At 58.3% G+C, this 17,753-nt stretch carries 18 protein-coding genes; 12 read left to right on the top strand and 6 right to left on the bottom strand.

What is annotated here, in order from left to right:
• Positions 1–20: 20 nt before the first annotated feature.
• From EOS_RS39910 to EOS_RS39890, 5 genes are all read left to right on the top strand, one after another.
• Entirely contained in the window at positions 21–1,394 is a 1,374-nt protein-coding gene (locus tag EOS_RS39910) for an amidase (protein WP_200908756.1), read from the top strand.
• 97 nt (positions 1,395–1,491) lie between these two features.
• Positions 1,492–2,919 (top strand): aldehyde dehydrogenase family protein, encoded by a 1,428-nt coding sequence (locus EOS_RS39905; protein WP_047897750.1) that lies wholly within the window; start codon positions 1,492–1,494, stop codon positions 2,917–2,919.
• A gap of 42 nt (positions 2,920–2,961) precedes the next feature.
• On the top strand, positions 2,962–3,372 hold the full coding sequence (locus EOS_RS39900; protein ID WP_152693264.1) for a hypothetical protein: 411 nt from the start codon (positions 2,962–2,964) through the stop codon (positions 3,370–3,372).
• A complete protein-coding gene (locus EOS_RS39895; RefSeq protein ID WP_047897748.1) occupies positions 3,362–3,670 on the top strand; it encodes an acylphosphatase in 309 nt (102 codons plus the stop codon). The genes EOS_RS39900 and EOS_RS39895 overlap by 11 nt, the downstream gene beginning before the upstream one ends.
• Before the next feature lie 168 nt (positions 3,671–3,838).
• Positions 3,839–4,462: a cation transporter gene (locus EOS_RS39890; RefSeq protein ID WP_047897747.1), complete on the top strand. Its 624-nt coding sequence runs from the start codon at positions 3,839–3,841 to the stop codon at positions 4,460–4,462.
• A 76-nt stretch (positions 4,463–4,538) separates the two neighbouring features.
• On the opposite strand, the gene phoU is transcribed toward EOS_RS39890, so the two are convergent.
• Positions 4,539–5,246 carry a phosphate signaling complex protein PhoU gene (gene phoU, locus EOS_RS39885; protein ID WP_047897746.1) on the bottom strand — a complete coding sequence of 236 codons (708 nt, stop codon included), beginning with the start codon at positions 5,244–5,246 and terminating at the stop codon, positions 4,539–4,541.
• A gap of 311 nt (positions 5,247–5,557) precedes the next feature.
• A complete protein-coding gene (locus EOS_RS39880) occupies positions 5,558–5,866 on the bottom strand; it encodes a hypothetical protein (RefSeq protein ID WP_047897745.1) in 309 nt (102 codons plus the stop codon).
• Positions 5,867–6,540: 674 nt separating this feature from the next.
• Here EOS_RS39880 and EOS_RS39875 point away from each other — a divergent pair.
• Together EOS_RS39875 and EOS_RS39870 are read left to right on the top strand one after the other, a co-directional pair.
• On the top strand, positions 6,541–7,107 hold the full coding sequence (locus EOS_RS39875) for a Uma2 family endonuclease (protein ID WP_047897744.1): 567 nt from the start codon (positions 6,541–6,543) through the stop codon (positions 7,105–7,107).
• Between the two features lie 260 nt (positions 7,108–7,367).
• Entirely contained in the window at positions 7,368–7,814 is a 447-nt protein-coding gene (locus tag EOS_RS39870; RefSeq protein WP_047897743.1) for a response regulator, read from the top strand.
• Between the two features lie 502 nt (positions 7,815–8,316).
• On the opposite strand, the gene EOS_RS39865 is transcribed toward EOS_RS39870, so the two are convergent.
• From EOS_RS39865 to EOS_RS49465, 4 genes are all read right to left on the bottom strand, one after another.
• Entirely contained in the window at positions 8,317–9,669 is a 1,353-nt protein-coding gene (locus tag EOS_RS39865) for a sensor histidine kinase (RefSeq protein ID WP_063779136.1), read from the bottom strand.
• A gap of 819 nt (positions 9,670–10,488) precedes the next feature.
• Positions 10,489–10,824 carry a hypothetical protein gene (locus tag EOS_RS39860; protein WP_047897742.1) on the bottom strand — a complete coding sequence of 112 codons (336 nt, stop codon included), beginning with the start codon at positions 10,822–10,824 and terminating at the stop codon, positions 10,489–10,491.
• 72 nt (positions 10,825–10,896) lie between these two features.
• Complete coding sequence (locus EOS_RS39855) at positions 10,897–11,091, bottom strand: hypothetical protein (RefSeq protein ID WP_047897741.1); 195 nt, start codon at positions 11,089–11,091, stop codon at positions 10,897–10,899.
• A 342-nt stretch (positions 11,092–11,433) separates the two neighbouring features.
• Positions 11,434–12,057 carry a GGDEF domain-containing protein gene (locus EOS_RS49465; protein WP_053064213.1) on the bottom strand — a complete coding sequence of 208 codons (624 nt, stop codon included), beginning with the start codon at positions 12,055–12,057 and terminating at the stop codon, positions 11,434–11,436.
• A 466-nt stretch (positions 12,058–12,523) separates the two neighbouring features.
• Here EOS_RS49465 and EOS_RS39845 point away from each other — a divergent pair, with 466 nt between their 5' ends.
• From EOS_RS39845 to EOS_RS43870, 5 genes are all read left to right on the top strand, one after another.
• Positions 12,524–13,891 carry an ABC transporter substrate-binding protein gene (locus tag EOS_RS39845; protein ID WP_047897740.1) on the top strand — a complete coding sequence of 456 codons (1,368 nt, stop codon included), beginning with the start codon at positions 12,524–12,526 and terminating at the stop codon, positions 13,889–13,891.
• 103 nt (positions 13,892–13,994) lie between these two features.
• Positions 13,995–14,921 (top strand): carbohydrate ABC transporter permease, encoded by a 927-nt coding sequence (locus tag EOS_RS39840; RefSeq protein WP_047897739.1) that lies wholly within the window; start codon positions 13,995–13,997, stop codon positions 14,919–14,921.
• A complete protein-coding gene (locus EOS_RS39835; RefSeq protein WP_082163700.1) occupies positions 14,905–15,738 on the top strand; it encodes a carbohydrate ABC transporter permease in 834 nt (277 codons plus the stop codon). Before EOS_RS39840 ends, EOS_RS39835 begins: the two co-directional genes overlap by 17 nt.
• Positions 15,739–15,790: 52 nt before the next feature.
• Positions 15,791–16,918, top strand: coding sequence for an ABC transporter ATP-binding protein (locus tag EOS_RS39830; protein ID WP_047897737.1), 1,128 nt, complete (start codon positions 15,791–15,793; stop codon positions 16,916–16,918).
• Between the two features lie 30 nt (positions 16,919–16,948).
• Positions 16,949–17,753 (top strand): dihydrodipicolinate synthase family protein (locus tag EOS_RS43870; RefSeq protein ID WP_152693262.1); only part of this gene is annotated, 805 nt, incomplete at its 3' end.

Raw genomic sequence — 17,753 nt, 5'->3', positions numbered from 1 at the left:
ATGCGCCGGAGCTTTGCCGGATGTCAGCACATGAATTGACCCACCAATTCGCCACCGGCGATATCTCGCCGATCGAAGTCACCCGGCAGTGCCTCGAGCGGGCAGAGCAAATTAATCCGGAGCTACGGGCCTTTACGTTGATCAGGCACGACGAGGCACTGGAAGCAGCCCGGCTCTCGGAAGCTCGCTGGCGGAATCGGCGCCCGCTCTCTCCGATCGACGGTATCCCGACAACGATCAAGGATATCGTCGAGGTCGCCGGCTGGGCGACGCATTACGGGAGCAACGCAATCGAGACGAAGATCGCGGTTGAAGACTGCCCCGCTGTGCGCCAATTGAGGAGTGCCGGGGCGGTCTTGCTGGGACTTACGTCGACGCCGGAGTTCGGCTGGAAGGCGGTCACGGACAGCCCTCGCTCCGGGAGTACCCGTAATCCGTGGAATTCAGCGCTTACCGCAGGCGGGTCCAGCGGCGGCGCGGCGGCCGCTGCGTCCGTCGGAGCCGGTGCGCTTCATCTCGGCACGGATGGCGGTGGATCGATTCGGATACCGGCAGCATTCTCGGGCGTCGTCGGGTTCAAGCCGACCTTCGGGCAAGTTCCGGCTTATCCCGCAAGCGCGTTCGGGACGCTGGCGCATCTTGGGCCCATCACGCGTTCGGTAGAAGATGCCCGCATGATGCTGTCGGCCATGTCTGCCCCGGATCCGCGGGATTGGTATCAAGTGTCGACGATGCCTGAACTGGATCGTCAGGGGCCTCTGGATCTCAAGGGCAAACGTATTGGCTATTGGAATACGCCTGCATGCGGGACGGTCGATCCTCGTGTTGCCGCATGTGTGAACGCGGCGATAAGCCGGCTGGCGGACGCCGGAGCAGAAATCGAAGAGGTGAGACTGCCGGCCATGGATCTGCGATTGATCTTCCGCGTACTTTGGTCGGCGGGAGCCGCGAGCCGGCGCTCGAATATTCCCGAGAACCGAAGGCGGGATCTGGACGCGGGGTTCGTTGCTCTTGCGGACCACGGCGCGCATTTGACCGCAGTGGAGTACCTGGCAGCGTCGTCGGCACGCGCCGAATTTGGCGTCTGGATGGAACGTCTATTTGAGCGGATCGATTTGCTTGTCTCGCCTGCAACTGCGATTCCGGCGTTCGAAGCAGGCGCTGAGGTACCACGAAGGGGGCGGGACAATACTTGGTTTGACTGGGCTGGCTTCAATTTTCCGCTGAATCTGAGCCAGCAACCCGCTTGTGTGGTGCCGTGCGGCATCACTTCCGAACGTCAGCCAATCGGAATCCAGATAGCCGGTGCGCGCGGCCAGGACGTGCACGTGCTGGCCGCGGCGCTTTCTTTCGAACAGCTCGTCTCCATTGACTGGCCGGCCGCCGAATTCTAGACGATTGGCCATTTGCCTGAAATGTGATCGCCGAAGGATCAACGCTCGCGCGAAGCGGTGTCGCTGATGCCACGGAAGCAACCTATAGAGAATCAATATGCGCACTTTCAATCAGAGCTTCGTGGACGGGGTTTGGTTCGATCCTGTAGAAGCGGACCCCATCGACGTAATCGATCCCTCGACTGAAGAACCTTACGCCCAACTGAGGGTAGGGGGAGCATCAGACGTTGATCGCGCCGTTGTGTCTGCAAGACGGGCTTTCTCCTTCTTTTCCGAATGGTCGGTCGACCAGCGGGTAGAACTCCTGGAGAACGTTCTCGCGGTATACACCGCCCGGTACGAGGACGTTGCCGAAACAATCAGTCAGGAGATGGGGGCGCCCGTTTCCTTCTCCAGATCCATGCAAGCCGCCGTCGGGACTGCACATCTTCAGCAAACCGTGCGGGCATTGAAAGAGTTTGAGTTCAGCAGGCAGAATGGATCGCTGTTGGTCTCGTACGAACCTATCGGCGTATGCGCGCTCATTACGCCATGGAACTGGCCGATCAACCAGATAGTATGCAAAGTGGCTCCGGCGTTGGCCGCAGGGTGCACGATGGTGCTCAAGCCGAGCGAGATCGCTCCGTTTAGCGCCGTGTTGTTTGCGGAGATACTCGACGAGGCTGGCGTTCCCCCGGGCGTTTTCAATCTCGTTCACGGATACGGTCATATCGTGGGTGATGCCCTTGCTCGTCACTCGGGCGTGGATATGGTCTCGTTTACGGGGTCTACCCGGGCTGGAATCGAGGTGGCAAAGGCTGCCGCGAATACGGTTAAGCGGGTTCACCAGGAACTGGGCAGCAAAAGCCCCAACATCATATTTCCCGATGCGGATCTGAAGGATGCCGTTACCCGCGGAGTCAAGAGTTGTTTCAGTAATAGCGGACAATCATGCAATGCTCCGACACGCATGCTGGTACATGCCGACCTGATACGCGCCGCTGAAGATATTGCGCGGGCGACCGCAGAAGCGACAGTGGTGGGGCATCCCAGATCCGAGGAGTCGGAACTGGGACCAGTGGTTAGCCGCATCCAATATGAGCGTGTCCAGCAGCTCATCCAGGCAGGGATCGAGGAGGGCGCGACGCTGATTGCCGGTGGGGTGGGCAGGCCCACAGGACTGGACAAGGGTTTCTATGTTCGTCCGACGGTCTTTTCGAACGTGCTACCCACCATGTCGATCGCACGGGAAGAGATATTTGGTCCCGTCCTTTCAATCATGAGCTTCAGGTCCGATGAGGAAGCCGTCTCGCTGGCGAACGACAGCGTGTATGGGCTGGCGGCCTATGTGCAGTCGAAAGATCTGGAGCACGCGCATCGGATAGCGAGACGTCTGCGTGTCGGGAACGTACACATCAATTACCCGCCATGGGACCCGGCCGCACCGTTCGGTGGTTATAAACAGTCCGGAAACGGGCGGGAGTACGCTGAATTCGGCCTTGCAGAATTTCTGGAGATCAAGGGCACGACTGGGCTGCTTTGCTGAGCAGATCAAGGGGCGCTGTCACGTTGGGGTGTTGGTGGCGTAATGGCGGAGAGAACGCGCATTTGTTCAGAAGGCAAACGGATTGTGGGCGAGATTAGTGAAGCGATGCTTGATTTTCTGTTCAAGGAATTTGGCTGGCTGTTTGATCAGGCGCAAGAGGCCAATGTTGACCCTGCGCAGGCCGCGTATGCGATGAGCGAAAACAGCGACTTCGTAAAAGATCTTGCCGAAAACCTGCCAGGATTCGTGGACGCTTTGCGCGAATATTTGGGGGACGTATTCGATGCTGGGTCCTATCACTTGCAGGACGGGACTCAATTGAAGGCAGCGTTCTCGGGTGGCTCGTTCGGAGCCTGTGGGAGAAAATGCGCAAGCATGCGATTGCAGTCGAATCACTTCATTGACAGCCGGGGTGCTTCAACACTAATGCGGGACCGCGCACATGGAACCTGACGACAACGATGGGATGCTCGAAACCCGATTGGTGCGAGTACGTGGCCGTGTGCAGGGAATCGGCTATCGGGAGGCGTGCGTACGCCGCGCCATGGCGCTGGGCGTCACCGGTTGGGTCCGTAACCGTATGGACGGTTCGGTAGAAGCGATGCTGCAAGGCTCGCCGGAGCAGCTTGCCGACATGTGTGCCTGGTTAGGCGAGGGGATGTCCGCAGCGCTTGTCGACGAGCTTGAGGTAACAGAGGTGCAGGCACCGTTTCCACGCTTCGACCACTTCGAGCGCTTGGCAACCGTTTAACGGCAGACAGGTCGCTATAGCGACGGGACGCGCTTTCAACATTAGACGCACGAGGCGCCGGCGGGACAATCATGGTGCCCAATAGCGAAAGGGGCGGTGCGACATCGGCTGGGCGCTTTCTCGGCCGGCGACCGCTGATGTCGGCGGAGCCTAAATCCAAGGAACTTCATCACGGCATGCGAGTGTGGGCACGCGCCCGCGAACACCAAAGAAGAGCGGAAGACGCTGCGCGTTGCACTTGTGTTGAACGCCGCCATGTTCGTTGTCGGCATGGCGGCCGGCCTTTGGGCTCAGTCAAGCGGTTTGATGGCGGATGCACTGGACATGCTCACTGACGCGACTGCGTACGCACTCGGGCTCATGGCGGTGACGCGCGGTATGCGATTCAAGCAGTACTCGGCCCGTTGGACCGGCGCAACGCTCATGCTCCTGAGCGCCGGCATCGTCGCTGACGTCATTCGCCGCTTTTGGTTCGGCAGTGACCCGCTCGGCGCCGCGATGGTCGGGTTTTCCATTGTGTCGCTCTGCGTCAACGTCACGGTCCTGCGGATGCTCGCAAAGTACCGGGAAGGCGAAGTCCATATGCGAGCTAGCTGGATTTGCACGCGCGCTGACGTAGTGGCGAATTTTGGTGTCCTTGCGTCGGGCCCGATGGTCCTGGCGACGGGGTGGCGTTACGCGGACCTGGTCGTCGGTCTTGCCATCAGCATATACGTGGCGAAGGAGGTCATCGAAATCTGGCAGCGGTCGCGCAATTCCGGCGAAAGCGATACGACGCTTTCTGAACAATGACGGCGTTGCTTTTCATTCCGACCGCTGTTAGGAATTCAGCTCGACAGCAGTCGTCACCGCACCTCTTTCTCCAGGCTTAGCTACTCAAGGCATCGCGCGCAAGCTGCTTTCGGGCCGCATGTCGGATATCTATACCGTCGACAGCGTAGACGACGCACTCAGCGATGTTGGTCGCATGGTCGCCGATACGCTCGATAGCTTTCGCCACCGACAGGTAGTCCAGTCCAACCGAGATTGTTCCAGGGTCTTGCATCATGTATGTCATGAGCTTGCGCACAAAGGCTCGAAACTCACTATCAATCGCTTTGTCATCCTGGACAATCTGTGCTGCAGCGGCGACATCCATTCGTGCGAATGCATCGAGTGCCCTACGAAGGATATCTGCAGCCATTTCGCCGGAAACCTTGATTTCAGTGGTATTGACCGAGCGCGCGGCGCTATTCTCGGCAATGCGGCGCATGCGCTTCGCAATCTTCCGGGCCTCGTCGCCCGCGCGTTCGAGATTGGCAACGCACCTGGAGGTGGCCATCAGGAGTCGCAGGTCACGAGCTGCCGGCTGTCGACGAACAATGATGTTGCTCACTTCTTCGTCGATTTCAATTTCCATCGCATTGAGCCGATGCTCGCCATCGATGACCTGCTCAACAGATGCTAAATCGAACGTGGTCAGTGCCTCCATCCCACGTGCAACCTGTAACTCAACCAGTCCGCCCATTTCGAGCAATCTGGTTGAAAGCAGATGGAGGTCAGCTTCAAACCCGCTAGAAAGATGTTTATTCGACATGTTCTTTCTTCTCCCAAAGCGGCAGGTGACGCAAACCGCGCCGACCTCCAGCCTCAACTGGTTCCGCTTAAGGCCCGACTCTGGGATACCCGGGCCGGCGAGTCCGACGCGTCCGATTATAATCTAAACAGTATATACCGTATTATCGTATTCGCACTCGCTGTCCGTGCTGACCTCAGCTCTCCGGTTTCCCCCAGTTGTTTCACACGTGCCGACGAGACGTTGAGATGCTTCGCAATCGACTTCGCCGACAGTTCGTCTGAGCTCCTGTCTGTATCGTTTATCGGTATTTGCCGAGAGGACGCTCTGCGCTAGGGCGCGGCACCTGCGCTCAACGCGGCGACGAGCGTCGCCCGGCGTTCAGAAGCCACAACGCTGTTTGCGAGCAATTCGTGTTCGAACGCTCTTTGGAGTAACTCGGGAACAGCGTCGCTTAGCGCCTGTGACAGTCGGTCGAGCGTCTTTTTCTTTCTGCCATCGAGCGCAGTTGCAAGCAGGGCAGCGAGTTCCTCCGTCAGCGCGGTGGCTATCGGCGCAAGCGCTGGTTTGAGGTAGTCGCCCGGACTCGGAAATTCTGATGAATTGATACCCTTCGATGCAGACTTGCGCTTTGCCGCCATTGCGGGCTCCAGGAGTCTCTCAGTGGGGAGAGGTGAAAGAAAGCGGCGGTCATCTGCCATCATTGTCCATTGAGCGGGGTGATTAGGGTGCCGGGCGGCACCTCCTTACAGAACCATCGAGTGTGTATTCCTGTTTTGTGACATCGTTATGTTGTCGGTTACCGATATTTTTGCAAACCGCGCCGGCGGGGCATGACTCGAAATACCGCGTACTCTCTCACACGCCCAGAGGCGCCGTGACGCACTCACATCTGATAGCAATAATCAGCGAAGAGTTGCTCGCAGTGGGGCCACGGGCGCATTAGCACGTTAGACGGGGCCGCTGGGTTGGCGATTTGATAGCCAAGCGTAGCCATGAGCGCGGTGTTGTCTGCTTTGCATTTCTACGGACGCATGTAAAAGCCGCTTAGTCTCGCGCGAGCAGCATATCTATATGTGGTCAACGACATACGATTGACTTGCCCATTCAACCCGCTTGACCCTGGCCGAGTGATGCCGCGCGAGCGGCAATTCAACGTGCCTCGCTCAATAGCATTGTTATCAAATCACACGTGTCTGAGACAACGTCGAATTGGGGTTAACCCTCTGAATTCGGAAGTTCTGTTTGCTGTATCTTGTCACTTCGTTTTAGCAATACATGCTAAACATATGATTTGTCGCCAGGACAGCTCGCCATGAACAAGCAGTGTCTGCAACAAGATTCACTCCTGGCTATTTGGCGCACGTTAGCGGTCCGGCGCGACCTCGCTGACGCAGCATTTGAACTCAGCCCGGCCGGCGATGTCTTGGTTCAGGACGAAGACCCTTGGCATCAAATATTCAAAACGGACGTGTTTTGTCAGCTCGCTACCCAGTTGGGTCCTCGCGTGGCGTTGCGCCTCCCCGTTGTCACCCGGTCTTTCGGCGTCCGAGTCCCCGATGTCGTCTGGATGCCGGATGAAAAGTGGCCCGACGATGATGCGGAGCAAGGAACCAATCCCTTAGCCTTCGCCCCGGACCTGTGCGTGGAGGTACTGTTCGGCAATGCCGTCTGCGCGGCCAGTCTTGACAGCAGGACTCACGCCTACCTGTGCAGTGGAGCGGAGGAAGTTATTGTCGTGGGTACTGATGGGACCGTAGAGTTTCGTGGCCGCGAAGGCGTACGCCGCCGCTCAGTGTTCAACGTCACGCTTGACCTCGATACCTGCCTTCCTCCATACCGCAGGGCCGGAACGGTGCCCGCTGCGGCCGCGAAGCGCTGAGTCATTTCTAAAAAATTGGCGCCCGTATTTCAACTGCTGGTCCGGGCCGCCTTGACCTGCTTATCGAAGTGAATACTTCATCTTGAAGGTTTGCCCTACCTCTGGCTCGTAAGTAGTTCCGATGGGTTGTTAGTGGTTTTGTGGGAGGGTACCGTGAAGTTTGCGGCGCTGCCTGGCCGTGGCGGCGATACCCACTCGGCTGCGACGCGAGCAGGTGGCACACATGCCCCACTACGTTCGTTCGGCCGGGAGGCAGCACGATGATTCGCCGCGTCTATGTCGACAGCACCGACGACTTCATTATGTGGCGCGCCATCGATGCGATAAGGCCAATTTCGATACCTCGAGTCTTAGTGGTCGACGACTATCCTGTAGGCGCAGATGCTCTGCAACTGCTATTGGAGCAAAACGGGTTCGAGGCTCGTACAGTCAACGACGCGAGCCTGGCGTGCGCGGTTGCGGAAGAATGGCTGCCTTTCGCTGTCGTAGTGGACATCGTGATGCCTGGCGTGACGGGCTTAGAGCTAGCGCGTCGGCTCAGGGCGAGTGCGCTCACTCGCGATATGTTGCTCGTCGCATTCACTGCGCGGACCTCGAAGGATGACCGGACCCGCGCACTTGAGGCCGGCTTCGACGTGCATTGCGCAAAGCCACTCACACCCAACCGGTTACTGACCGTGCTCGAGTCCGTCATAGGCAGGTGTTAGCGTATAAGCACCAGCTAGGCAGCAAGAAGCGCAGCCAGCGATGCAGCAGACCGCGCAAGGTCCTGCGCAGTCTGACGCTCACACCTCAAACGGAGGCGTTCCGGCCACTCGCAGCGCAGCGGAAGGTATGCGCTCCAAGTCCTGTACAAACGGACCTCAATGCAACATCCCGTTCGGTCATCGAATAGGCAGAAGGTCAGTCAGGTAGGGCATCGTGGGACTTATCATCCGACCTGCTCTCTATGCGGCGCTGCGTTGACCACCGTTCTGAGCTTTTTAGGTAACCCGTCATGGAGTAGGTTTTTGTGGCCCCGACCCACGCACGTCCGATGTGACGTCTTACAAGTTAAATTCATTACTATCAGTAACTTGTCGTCGATTCGGCGCCAGATATCCACAGCCTTGCCAACAAAATCGGTGGATAACCGCGGCACGTGTTCGCGTCGACGATGTTCATTGCATGCGTCGTCGCCGGCGAACTATAGGACTGTACGGACGCTGCTCAGATTTCGCCCGATATATCTTGGTTTCGCTTGAGTAACAGGGCACAAGGGTTCGCTGAGGTACGTTCCCCCGCGGCGCCGACCTTTGAGACTGCCCGGTTCAGACAACTCGCAACAGATGGCGATTCGTCGCAACCAGGCTGCTGGGGCAAATGAAATGGCAACCTTATTTCGAACACGCTTCCTTTTCCTTTTTCCGACACAACCCAAATCTCGCCGCTTAAAGACCACACGAGTTCTTTAACAATCGCCAGCCCCAATCCTGCGCCGGGTATTTCGTCTCCGGCCGCGCGCTCCAATTCACCGAATACTCGCTCTTGGTCTTCCAAAGAGATGCCCTCGCCGGTGTCAGACACGCGCAGACACCAGCGGTCAGCGCCGAGTTTCACTAGCGCAAAACCTATCTCGCCGGATTGCGTGTACTTCATAGCATTGGAAATTAGGTTCACTGCAATTTGTTTGACTCTCAATCGATTCAAGGTTACGAAATCCAGGCTCGAATCAAACTCGGAGCGTAAGTGAAGGCCCTTGGCTTCGGCGCCCACTCGATGCGCTAACACCAGTTCGTCGTACAAAGCCCGGAGTTCGAACCGTTCAACTACAGGCACCTGATTTTCACTCAAGACGACCGAATACTCGAACAACTGGTCGACCAGTAGCTTCATGTCGGCAATTTGTCGGCTGGCCACGGTCAGCGCGGTGTCCACCTTTGCGGGACGCGCCCTGACCAGATCGAGCGATGTTTCAAAAACATTCAGGAAATTGCGCAGTTCGTGCACAACGCTACGCGCGGCCAGCTGCCGCGACTGATATACGTTGGCTAGCAACTCGCGCTGCGAAGCGAGTTCGCGATTCGCTTCCTCAAGCAGGCTGGTGTATTCGCCGACTTTTCTTTCTTGCTCGCCGACGAGTTGGTGGACAGAAGCCAGCATGACAAGGTTTACGGCGTCATCGACCAAATCCCGCGCGTGGGTCTCTTGACTCCGGGTGAAGTCATGATTGTCTTTCGCAAAGCCGGCGATGGCTGCGGTCAGAACGCGGCGAAACAAGTCCAATTCGCGAATCAGTTCGTCCAGTCGATAATCTTGCTTCCAGCGCCAATGACCGTGTTTCCTCGCATCGCGCTCGATAGCCACCTCCACATCGTTCAGGTGTTCCGACTCGAGCAAATAACATATTTCGTCGAGAATGACCGGAATATGGTCGGCCAGCTGTTCATACGTAAGCGCATCGCAGTGTCCGATGCGGGCATCACGTAGCTCGGATTTTATCCAACGGTTGGTGAGCATTTCCCGCTGGTCGCGCAATGTCGCTGCAAGTCGCTGCAGGGGGCCAACACGTGTATTGGTCATTGTCTGAGCCTCGACGGTGCATGTTCATGGGAGATCCCCGTCGCCGAAAGCCTACTCGGCACCCGAATACGTCTAAGCATAGAACTGCGCAACCAGTCTCGAAAGCGCGTTTTCGTTCAAAAGGTCGGCCCTATCATTTGCGGGCGAATTTTGCCAATGGCTCTGTGAGTCGCTGTCAACAAACTCAAATGAATAGCGAGCAGAAATAATCTTCTTAAAGTCGCCGATTACGGAGACGATTGTTCATGGGCGTCACGGGGACCTCGGGCTGGATGCATGTAAACTTCGTCGTCAATGAATCAGCCAATCGCGTATATGCTATGAGGTCTCCGCTGAATGCAGATGCAAAATTTCCAGACAACCTCAAAACGTCCAGTGCTAAGCGCGCGTTCGCAGCACGACTTGATATGACCATCAAGCGGGCGAAGATAACGTCTGGTCGGCTAGCACGCCTGCTTGCCGTACCGGAGTGCGATGTTACTCTTTGGAGAGCCGGGGTTATGACTCCGGGTGCTGAACACTGCCACAAACTTTCGGACATTCTCAGAGTGGACGTCAGGTGGCTATGCGCTGGAACAAGCTAAATTCGAAGGGCCGCTAACAATCTAGCGAGCGATTGGCAGGCAACGCCGCCACGTTGCGTCGACTCCGCCTGATGTTCGGCTAGCAATTCCATCGTGGTGCTTGCATTGGAATTCGCGGGCGGCTTCGACATCCCGCTGCATCGTCAACCAAACGGACAATTAAGTGCGTGTTCGTATATTCATAGGATAACTTAACTTCCACTTTTTTAATGCGCCGATGTCGCAAGGGTTGCGTCTACGTAAAGTAGAGGTCACTACATGGTCCGGTATAGCGGACGTCGAGCGATGACCAGTCTTTAAAGATGAGACGTTTTACAAGTCCCAAGTCTTGCGCACGGAGCACAGCGCTCCGGTTCACAAATACACCGGGGCATTCGTCCGGAAGAATCAACTGCATCAGCGGACCGAACCTTTGCATCGCGTCGTAGAAGCTAGGCTCGCGTGAAGGGCTTGTCACACCCAGCCAATAGACCAGGGCAATGATGGGGTCCTTTGAGTCCCGCGCGAGAAAGCGCAGCGTCGGATTTGTTTGCGTGTACAACTCGGGTTCAATGACTGGCACTTCGCGCATGCGGTCTCCGTTCGTTCACGTACTGATATCGAGAGCTGAGGCTCGGCGAGGTTCTTGTCTCCGCGTGCCGACTTAAATGCGTCCCGCGCGGGTCGCGTAGGTCAATGCGTGGGCACGGTCGAAGAAATAGTCCAATGCAATGAAAGCTTTGAGCGTACCTTCCGGCTTCTCGGTGGCGAGGTCGGCGGCGTGGAGACCGCAGCGCACGGGGCATGCGCTGGCGATGGGGCGGTATCCTTGATGCGATGTCGAAACAACCGTTTCCATGTGACGTGTCTCCCAGATTTTTACCCTTCGTCGTTGCGAAGGTGTCTTACGTGTTCGGACCAAGGTGAAATCACTTTCACAGGAAGACGTTACCTATGTGTGACAGTCCACCTATCGCTCGGTCGCGTGGGTGTCGATTCTGCGGGAAACGGCCTACTTTCAGAACCAGTGTTTACGCGATGTTGCTAAACATGAGGGCGCAAAGGCATGTTGGTCAAATCCTTCGCCAACGAGGAGGAGCGTGAAGACGAAGCTCGCCGTATTACGGGCTGCACGCATGCCCGCTTCGCACTCGCCGGTCAAATTTATGCAGCCACGAGGACTTCACGTCTGAACCGAGGTTCAGCGCATCGGTGACGCTCGGCGCCCGGGGCGCTTGGAAGCGTGCAGAGCCAAGGGCCGCCATCTGCGTGACCGAGCGCGCGTTTCATCGCTTCCCGCGCAAATATCGATGGGTGCCTCTGGCAGTTTGGAAATCATGACGCAGTTCCTGCCGGCGCGCTTCGCGGCGTACAACGCCCTGTCGGCTCGACACAGGGCAGCTTCGGAGTCGTCGGCAGCGCAAAGCTCGCAGACGCCGGCAGAGAACGAATAGCCAACTAACGCCCCCGCGTTTGTGCGAACCCGGCGGTCGGACACTTCGCGCCTCAGCCGTTCGACCACATCAGAGGCGTCGTCAGCAGACGCCCCTGGTAGAACAACCACGAACTCTTCCCCGCCTATCCTGCCGACGAGGTTTGACCTGCGTACGGCATTGCGGCTTGCATCTGCAAAGTCTTTCAACACTGCGTCGCGCGCTGAGTGGCCATAACAATCGTTAATCGACTTAAAACGGTCCAAATCAATCAATGCGACTGCGAGTGGCAGATTCGAACAGACAGACGTGGAAATCGCATGCTCCAGGTACGACAACGCGCGCCTGCGATTGGCGAGACAAGTTAACGCGTCTGTCTGGGCCTCTTGCATCGCACGGTCGCGGGCTTGAACTAGGGCCAGCTCATTTTGTTTCAGCTCAGAAAACCGGCTATGAGTTCCAGCCGTCAAGCAGCGTCCCAGTGCAATTGCATGTTCGTGAACCCTTCTGCTAGAGATGCCGGTTAGCTATTCCCCGCTCGCTCGCAAAAGACGGAGACCTGCGCGAGCGGGAAGCCCACTTACTCGCCGTATCTCCTGGCGCCCCAATGGACGCGCGCGCGACAGTTGAACAGTGCTTCGCATTTGAGCGGGCTCGCCTGGTTTTGCGCCTTGCAGCGGACTCCAAAAAAATCAACTAACTTATATGTGCGCACTGCGTACATAAATTCATAAGATGCGGAAATTCATTCCAGAATCACCGATGTTGATCTAATACTCATTGTTTCTCAATTTATGGTGGGGTATAAATACGAACATCGGTGCGACTGGCGCACTAAATTAACGGGGGTAGTGTGGCATGACGTTTAACGAGGATGGCGGAGGAGAGTCAGTAGGTCATTCGGCAAAGCGGCGCCGCCTGCTCAAGTTGGCCGCATCGGCTGGCGTATCGGCGACGGTGGCTGGCTTGCCATTCGGCCGCAGCGCCTTCGGGGTGGAGCCCATCACGTTACGCTGGTGGTCGACGCAAGCCGCGCCGGACCAGCTCAAGGCTTATAAGGCGCAGATCGCCGGTTTCATGGCGGCGCATCCGGGCATCAAGGTGGTGTTCGAAGCCACGTCCGACGAGGGCTATCCCGCGCAGCTGGCCGCGGCGTTCGCGGCGAACCAGGCGCCGGACATCATCACGCACCTGCCGTCGTATGCGGCTCAGACGTATTTCGCTGATGGCCTGGTCGAACCCGTCGACGACGTCGCCGTAGCCGTGGGCCTCGACAAGTACTATCCGAATGCGAACGATGTGTTCAAGACCGCCGACGGCAAGCTGTGCGCCACGGGCCTGGCGAATACCGCGGCCGATGTCATGTGGATTCGACGCGACCTGATGCAAAAGGCCGGCGTCGACAAGGTACCGGAAACATGGGACGAACTGCGCTCCGCCTGCAAGAAGATGCAGGGCGGGCGGATCTACGGCGCACCGCTACCGTATGGCCTGAACAGCATGACGTCGCTGATCATGCTCGGTTTTATCCATCGGGCCGGCGGCCAGGTATTCACGCCGGATTTGCAGGTTGCTATCGACAGTCAGGCGACGCTCGACGCACTCGACTTCTATAAGTCGATGCGCGAATTCTGTCCACCCGGCGCCACGGGCTATAGCTGGGGCGAGAGCTTGACCGCCTTTGTCTCCGGTTCGACGGCGACTGGTATCTACGGCGGCCGCGTGCTCGACAATATTGCGACGCAGAACCCGGGCATTGCCGATTCGGTAACGTGCGCGACCTACCCGACGATCTCGAAGTCGGTGCCAGCCTGGACCTATAACGACTTTCCCTGCGTCTTTATTCCTAAGAAGGCCAAAAACATTTCGTCATCCAAATTGTTCGCGGAATACCTCTTCGACCCTGCCGGCTACATTTCCGAGTTGCTCGGCGCGCCTGCACACCTGCTGCCGGTGCTGAAGACGATTGCCTCGGACCCGCGCTACAACAGCAACGCCATCATCAAAAAGTATCCGAAGGAAGTAGAACTCATGTCGGCTGCGGCTGCATCGGGTCACAACCTCGGCTACGAATCGCCGGCGCACAAACCCAACCGGCGCGCTAACGAGATTGTCGCGAGCAATGTGCTGGCCGAGATGGTGCAGCGAGTTTTACTGAACAACGAGCCGCCCAAGCCCGTGGTCGGCGCAACGGCAAAGAAGCTTGAATCGCTGATGAAAGCCTGAACGCGATGCCGCCTGCGACCGGCAGGCGGTGTTCGTTGCGCTCCTACGCCATTCATCGTCCGTGGCTCACACAGTCATGGACGGACACGTTACGGAAAAACGCATGGCTACAGCCTCATTGCCCGGCATGGGCATCCGATCCCTCGAGTCGACCTACAGCCGGCTCGGTATTCTGCTGATCGCTCCGGCGGTGCTGCTGCTGATCGCAACTATTGTGTATCCGCTGCTTTACGCGCTGTGGCTCTCGCTCAACTCGGTGTACACGCCGACGCAGCAATCCACCTTCGTGGGTCTCGCCAATTATCGCGACATGCTGGGCTCGCCCACCTTCTGGTTTTCACTGTGGGTGACGATTGTCTGGACGACCTCGACGCTCATCCTGCAGATTCTCTGCGGCGTAGGCATGGCGCTGCTGCTGAACGAAAAGATCACGTTCCGGTCGGCGGCGCGCAGCCTCGTGCTGTTTCCGTACTTCGTCTCCACCGTCGTGGCGGTACTGGTCTGGCGTTGGCTCTTCAACGACCTCTATGGCTTGCTGAACCAGGTGCTGCTGGAGTTGCACATGGTCGACGCGCCGGTCAACTGGCTTGGGCAGATGCCGAACGCAATGATCAGCATCGTGCTGGTCGGCACATGGAAGTACTTTCCGTTCGTCGTGATCGCGGTGCTGGCGCGCTTGCAGACCATTCCTTTATCGCTTTACGAGGCCGCCCGCATGGATGGCGCCGGACCGTTCGGCCGTTTCTTCGATGTCACGCTGCCGCAACTGAAGGAAGTGCTGGGCGTAGTGATCCTGTTGCGCATCATCTGGGACTTCAAGGAGTTCGACCTGCTGTACCTGATGACCGGCGGAGGTCCGGTCAATCAGACGCGCTCGGTGCCGCTGCTTGTCTATCAACAGGCGTTCGGGCTGAACCAGATGGGGGCCGCGTCCACATCGGCGGTCGGCATGATGGTGGTGATGGGCGTGCTGATGGCCGCTTATCTCTACCGCTCGCAACGCACGAGGAGCCATGATGCGAGCCGATAAAACCAACCTGCCCGCATCGATCCTCACTTGGGCGATCGTGATCCTGATGGTGTTCCCGCTGATCTGGATGGTGCTCACATCGATCAAGCCGCAAAGCGAATTGTTTGTCTTCCCGATCAAGTTGCTGCCTGAGCACGTGACGTTCGAGCACTACGAGCGGTTGCTGGAAGACACGCCTTTTCTCAGCTATTTCTGGAACTCCGTGGTGCTGTCGGTGGCAACGACTGTCGTGGTGATGGTCGTTGCGACTCTGGGCGGCTACAGTCTTGCGCGCTTCAAGTACCGCGGGCGTGAGACGATCGCCATCGCAGTGCTTTGCACTTACCTGATGCCGTCGGTTGTACTGATCATCCCGCTTTACCTGATGATGGTGAAGCTCGGTCTGGAGAACACGCTGACGAGCCTCGTCATCTCGTACGCCACGTTCGCCTTGCCGTACGCCCTGTGGCTGCTGCGCTCTTTCATGGCGGGCATTCCGGAAGACCTTGAAGCAGCAGCCCTGGTGGACGGGGCGAGCCGCCTCGGCGCATTCATGGACGTGATCCTGCCGCAGGCGCTGCCCGGCATCATTTCGACAGCGCTGTTCACTTTCATTCTTGCGTGGAACGAGTACCTGTACGCGCTTGTCATGGTCAACACCGACGAAACCCGTCCACTCACCACGGGCGTAATGAACATGCTTGTGTCGTCGTTCAACATCGAGTGGTCGCTGCTCATGGCGGCCTCCGTGATGATGAGCGTCCCCCTGCTGTTCTTCTTCGCTTTCCTCCAGCGCTACCTGACAAGCGGCTTCGGCGCGGGCGGCGTGAAGGGATGAGCGTTCACGACATCAGGCACGACATCACGATCATGCATTCCGGAGCAGATCCATGGCAGCAGTAAGTTTCAAGAACGTACGCAAGGTCTTCGGCGACACGGTATCCATTCCGTCGCTCGACCTCGATATTCGCGATGGCGAGTTCGTCTGCCTGCTGGGGCCGTCGGGCTGTGGAAAAACGACCACGCTGCGCATGCTCGCCGGCCTCGAACAACCGACGAGCGGCACGATTCATATAGGCGGGCAGGAAGTACATGAACTGCCGCCGGCCAGGCGCGATATAGCGATGGTGTTCCAGTCGTACGCGCTTTATCCGCATTTGACGGTAGCGGAGAACATTGTCTATCCGCTGAAGAAGCGCGGCATTCCGAAACACGAATGGCCGGCGATGCTGACCCATATCGCGCAGTTGCTGCAACTCGAACCGTTGCTGGCGAGAAAGCCGAAACAACTTTCAGGCGGGCAGCAGCAACGCGTGGCGCTCGGACGTGCGCTGATCCGCAAGCCCAAGGTGTTCCTGCTCGACGAACCGCTGTCCAATCTAGACGCCAAGCTGCGTGCCCACATGCGCGCCGAGCTGATTGAGTTGCATCAGCGCATTGGCACGACAACGGTCTACGTCACGCACGACCAGCTCGAGGCGATGACCATGTCCACGCGCATCGCCGTGATGAGCGGTGGCGTGCTGCAGCAGTTCGGCACGCCCGACGAAATCTACTACCGCCCGGCGAACCAGTTCGTGGCCGGGTTCATCGGCACGCCGGCGATGTCGCTGATCAACGGCGACCTGCAGCGCGACGACAACGGTTTTGCGGTGCGCGCGGGCGGGCTGTCGCTGCGCTTGCCGCATTCAGCGCTTCAAACGGATGCGGACCGGGAGGTAGCGATCGGCCTGCGGCCCGAGGACATCGTGCTTGGCCGGGGAACCCACAGTGCGCGCATCAAGGTGGTCGAGCCGACCGGACATGAATCCATCGTCCTGATGGATTGCGGCGGCGCGACCCTCTGTACGCGCATTGCGAGCGACGTGCCGCTTGCCGCCGAACTTCGAGCTGGCCAGGACGTGCCGTTCGACGTGGCGCTCGCGCGCGTGCACGTGTTCTCGCGCAAGAGCGGCCTGCGCCAGAACCGTGACGATACGAACGTCACGTCGATCAAGCGCACGCGCGACGCGGCCTGAACAACTTTTTTACGACTACGGGATTTTTGCATGAACAGAGATAGTGTGAGCTGGTCCGGAGCCATGCCGGCCATCACGACACCGTTTGACGACAACGGCAAGATCGACGAACGCGAACTGGGCGATGTGATTGATCGCCATCTCGCCTTGGGTGCGACGGGGGTGGTGGTAGGCGGATGCACCGGTGAATTCTGGGCGATGAGCGCCGATGAGCGCGCCCGGCTTTTCGCGAGCTCGAAAGCGGTGATCGGCACGCGCGGCACGTTGATCGCCGGGACGGGAATGATCGGGGTGGAAGAGACGGTTGCGCTGACATTGCAGGCGGAAAAGGCGGGTTGCGATGGCGCGCTGATCCTGCCGCCTTACTTCATCAAACTGACCGACGACGAAATCCACGCGCATTACGCCGATGTCACCGCACGCATCGGCTTGCCGGTCATGCTCTACAACATTCCCGGCAACGCGGTGAACTGCCTGAGACCGACGCTGGTCGCGCGTCTGGGCCAGCTTGAACGTGTGGTTGCCGTCAAGGAAAGCTCGGGTGACTGGAACAACTTCTACGGCACCTTCCTCGCCGTGCACGAAAGCTTGCGCGTGTTTTGCGGGCCGTCCTCGGTGTTTGGCGTCCCCGCGGTGCAACTGGGCGCGGATGGCGTGATCGATTGCTTCCCGAACATGTGGGACGAGGGCGGGCAAATGCTCTTTGAAGCCGCGCGCGATGGCGACACCACGCTCGCCGCGCGCCTCCAGGCCATGGGGCGTCGCCTGACCGACCTGTTCACCAGCGACGGCCGTACGCTTTATCCATCGACAAAGGCCGCCATGGACCTGCTGG

Origin of the sequence: Caballeronia mineralivorans PML1(12) (genome assembly GCF_001028175.1) — a bacterium.
GTDB lineage: Bacteria > Pseudomonadota > Gammaproteobacteria > Burkholderiales > Burkholderiaceae > Caballeronia > Caballeronia mineralivorans.
This window is presented reverse-complemented; position numbering and strand designations above follow the sequence as displayed.

Bases quoted from the DNA above. Each gene is read 5' to 3' on its own strand.
- EOS_RS39910 (WP_200908756.1), top strand. From the start codon at position 21: ATGTCAGCACATGAATTGACCCACCAATTCGCCACCGGCGATATCTCG.
- EOS_RS39905 (WP_047897750.1), top strand. From the start codon at position 1,492: ATGCGCACTTTCAATCAGAGCTTCGTGGACGGGGTTTGGTTCGATCCT.
- EOS_RS39900 (WP_152693264.1), top strand. From the start codon at position 2,962: ATGGCGGAGAGAACGCGCATTTGTTCAGAAGGCAAACGGATTGTGGGC.
- EOS_RS39895 (WP_047897748.1), top strand. From the start codon at position 3,362: ATGGAACCTGACGACAACGATGGGATGCTCGAAACCCGATTGGTGCGA.
- phoU (WP_047897746.1), bottom strand. From the start codon at position 5,246: ATGTCGAATAAACATCTTTCTAGCGGGTTTGAAGCTGACCTCCATCTG.
- EOS_RS39880 (WP_047897745.1), bottom strand. From the start codon at position 5,866: ATGGCGGCAAAGCGCAAGTCTGCATCGAAGGGTATCAATTCATCAGAA.
- EOS_RS39875 (WP_047897744.1), top strand. From the start codon at position 6,541: ATGAACAAGCAGTGTCTGCAACAAGATTCACTCCTGGCTATTTGGCGC.
- EOS_RS39870 (WP_047897743.1), top strand. From the start codon at position 7,368: ATGATTCGCCGCGTCTATGTCGACAGCACCGACGACTTCATTATGTGG.
- EOS_RS39865 (WP_063779136.1), bottom strand. From the start codon at position 9,669: ATGACCAATACACGTGTTGGCCCCCTGCAGCGACTTGCAGCGACATTG.
- EOS_RS39860 (WP_047897742.1), bottom strand. From the start codon at position 10,824: ATGCGCGAAGTGCCAGTCATTGAACCCGAGTTGTACACGCAAACAAAT.
- EOS_RS39855 (WP_047897741.1), bottom strand. From the start codon at position 11,091: ATGGAAACGGTTGTTTCGACATCGCATCAAGGATACCGCCCCATCGCC.
- EOS_RS49465 (WP_053064213.1), bottom strand. From the start codon at position 12,057: ATGCAAGAGGCCCAGACAGACGCGTTAACTTGTCTCGCCAATCGCAGG.
- EOS_RS39845 (WP_047897740.1), top strand. From the start codon at position 12,524: ATGACGTTTAACGAGGATGGCGGAGGAGAGTCAGTAGGTCATTCGGCA.
- EOS_RS39840 (WP_047897739.1), top strand. From the start codon at position 13,995: ATGGCTACAGCCTCATTGCCCGGCATGGGCATCCGATCCCTCGAGTCG.
- EOS_RS39835 (WP_082163700.1), top strand. From the start codon at position 14,905: ATGATGCGAGCCGATAAAACCAACCTGCCCGCATCGATCCTCACTTGG.
- EOS_RS39830 (WP_047897737.1), top strand. From the start codon at position 15,791: ATGGCAGCAGTAAGTTTCAAGAACGTACGCAAGGTCTTCGGCGACACG.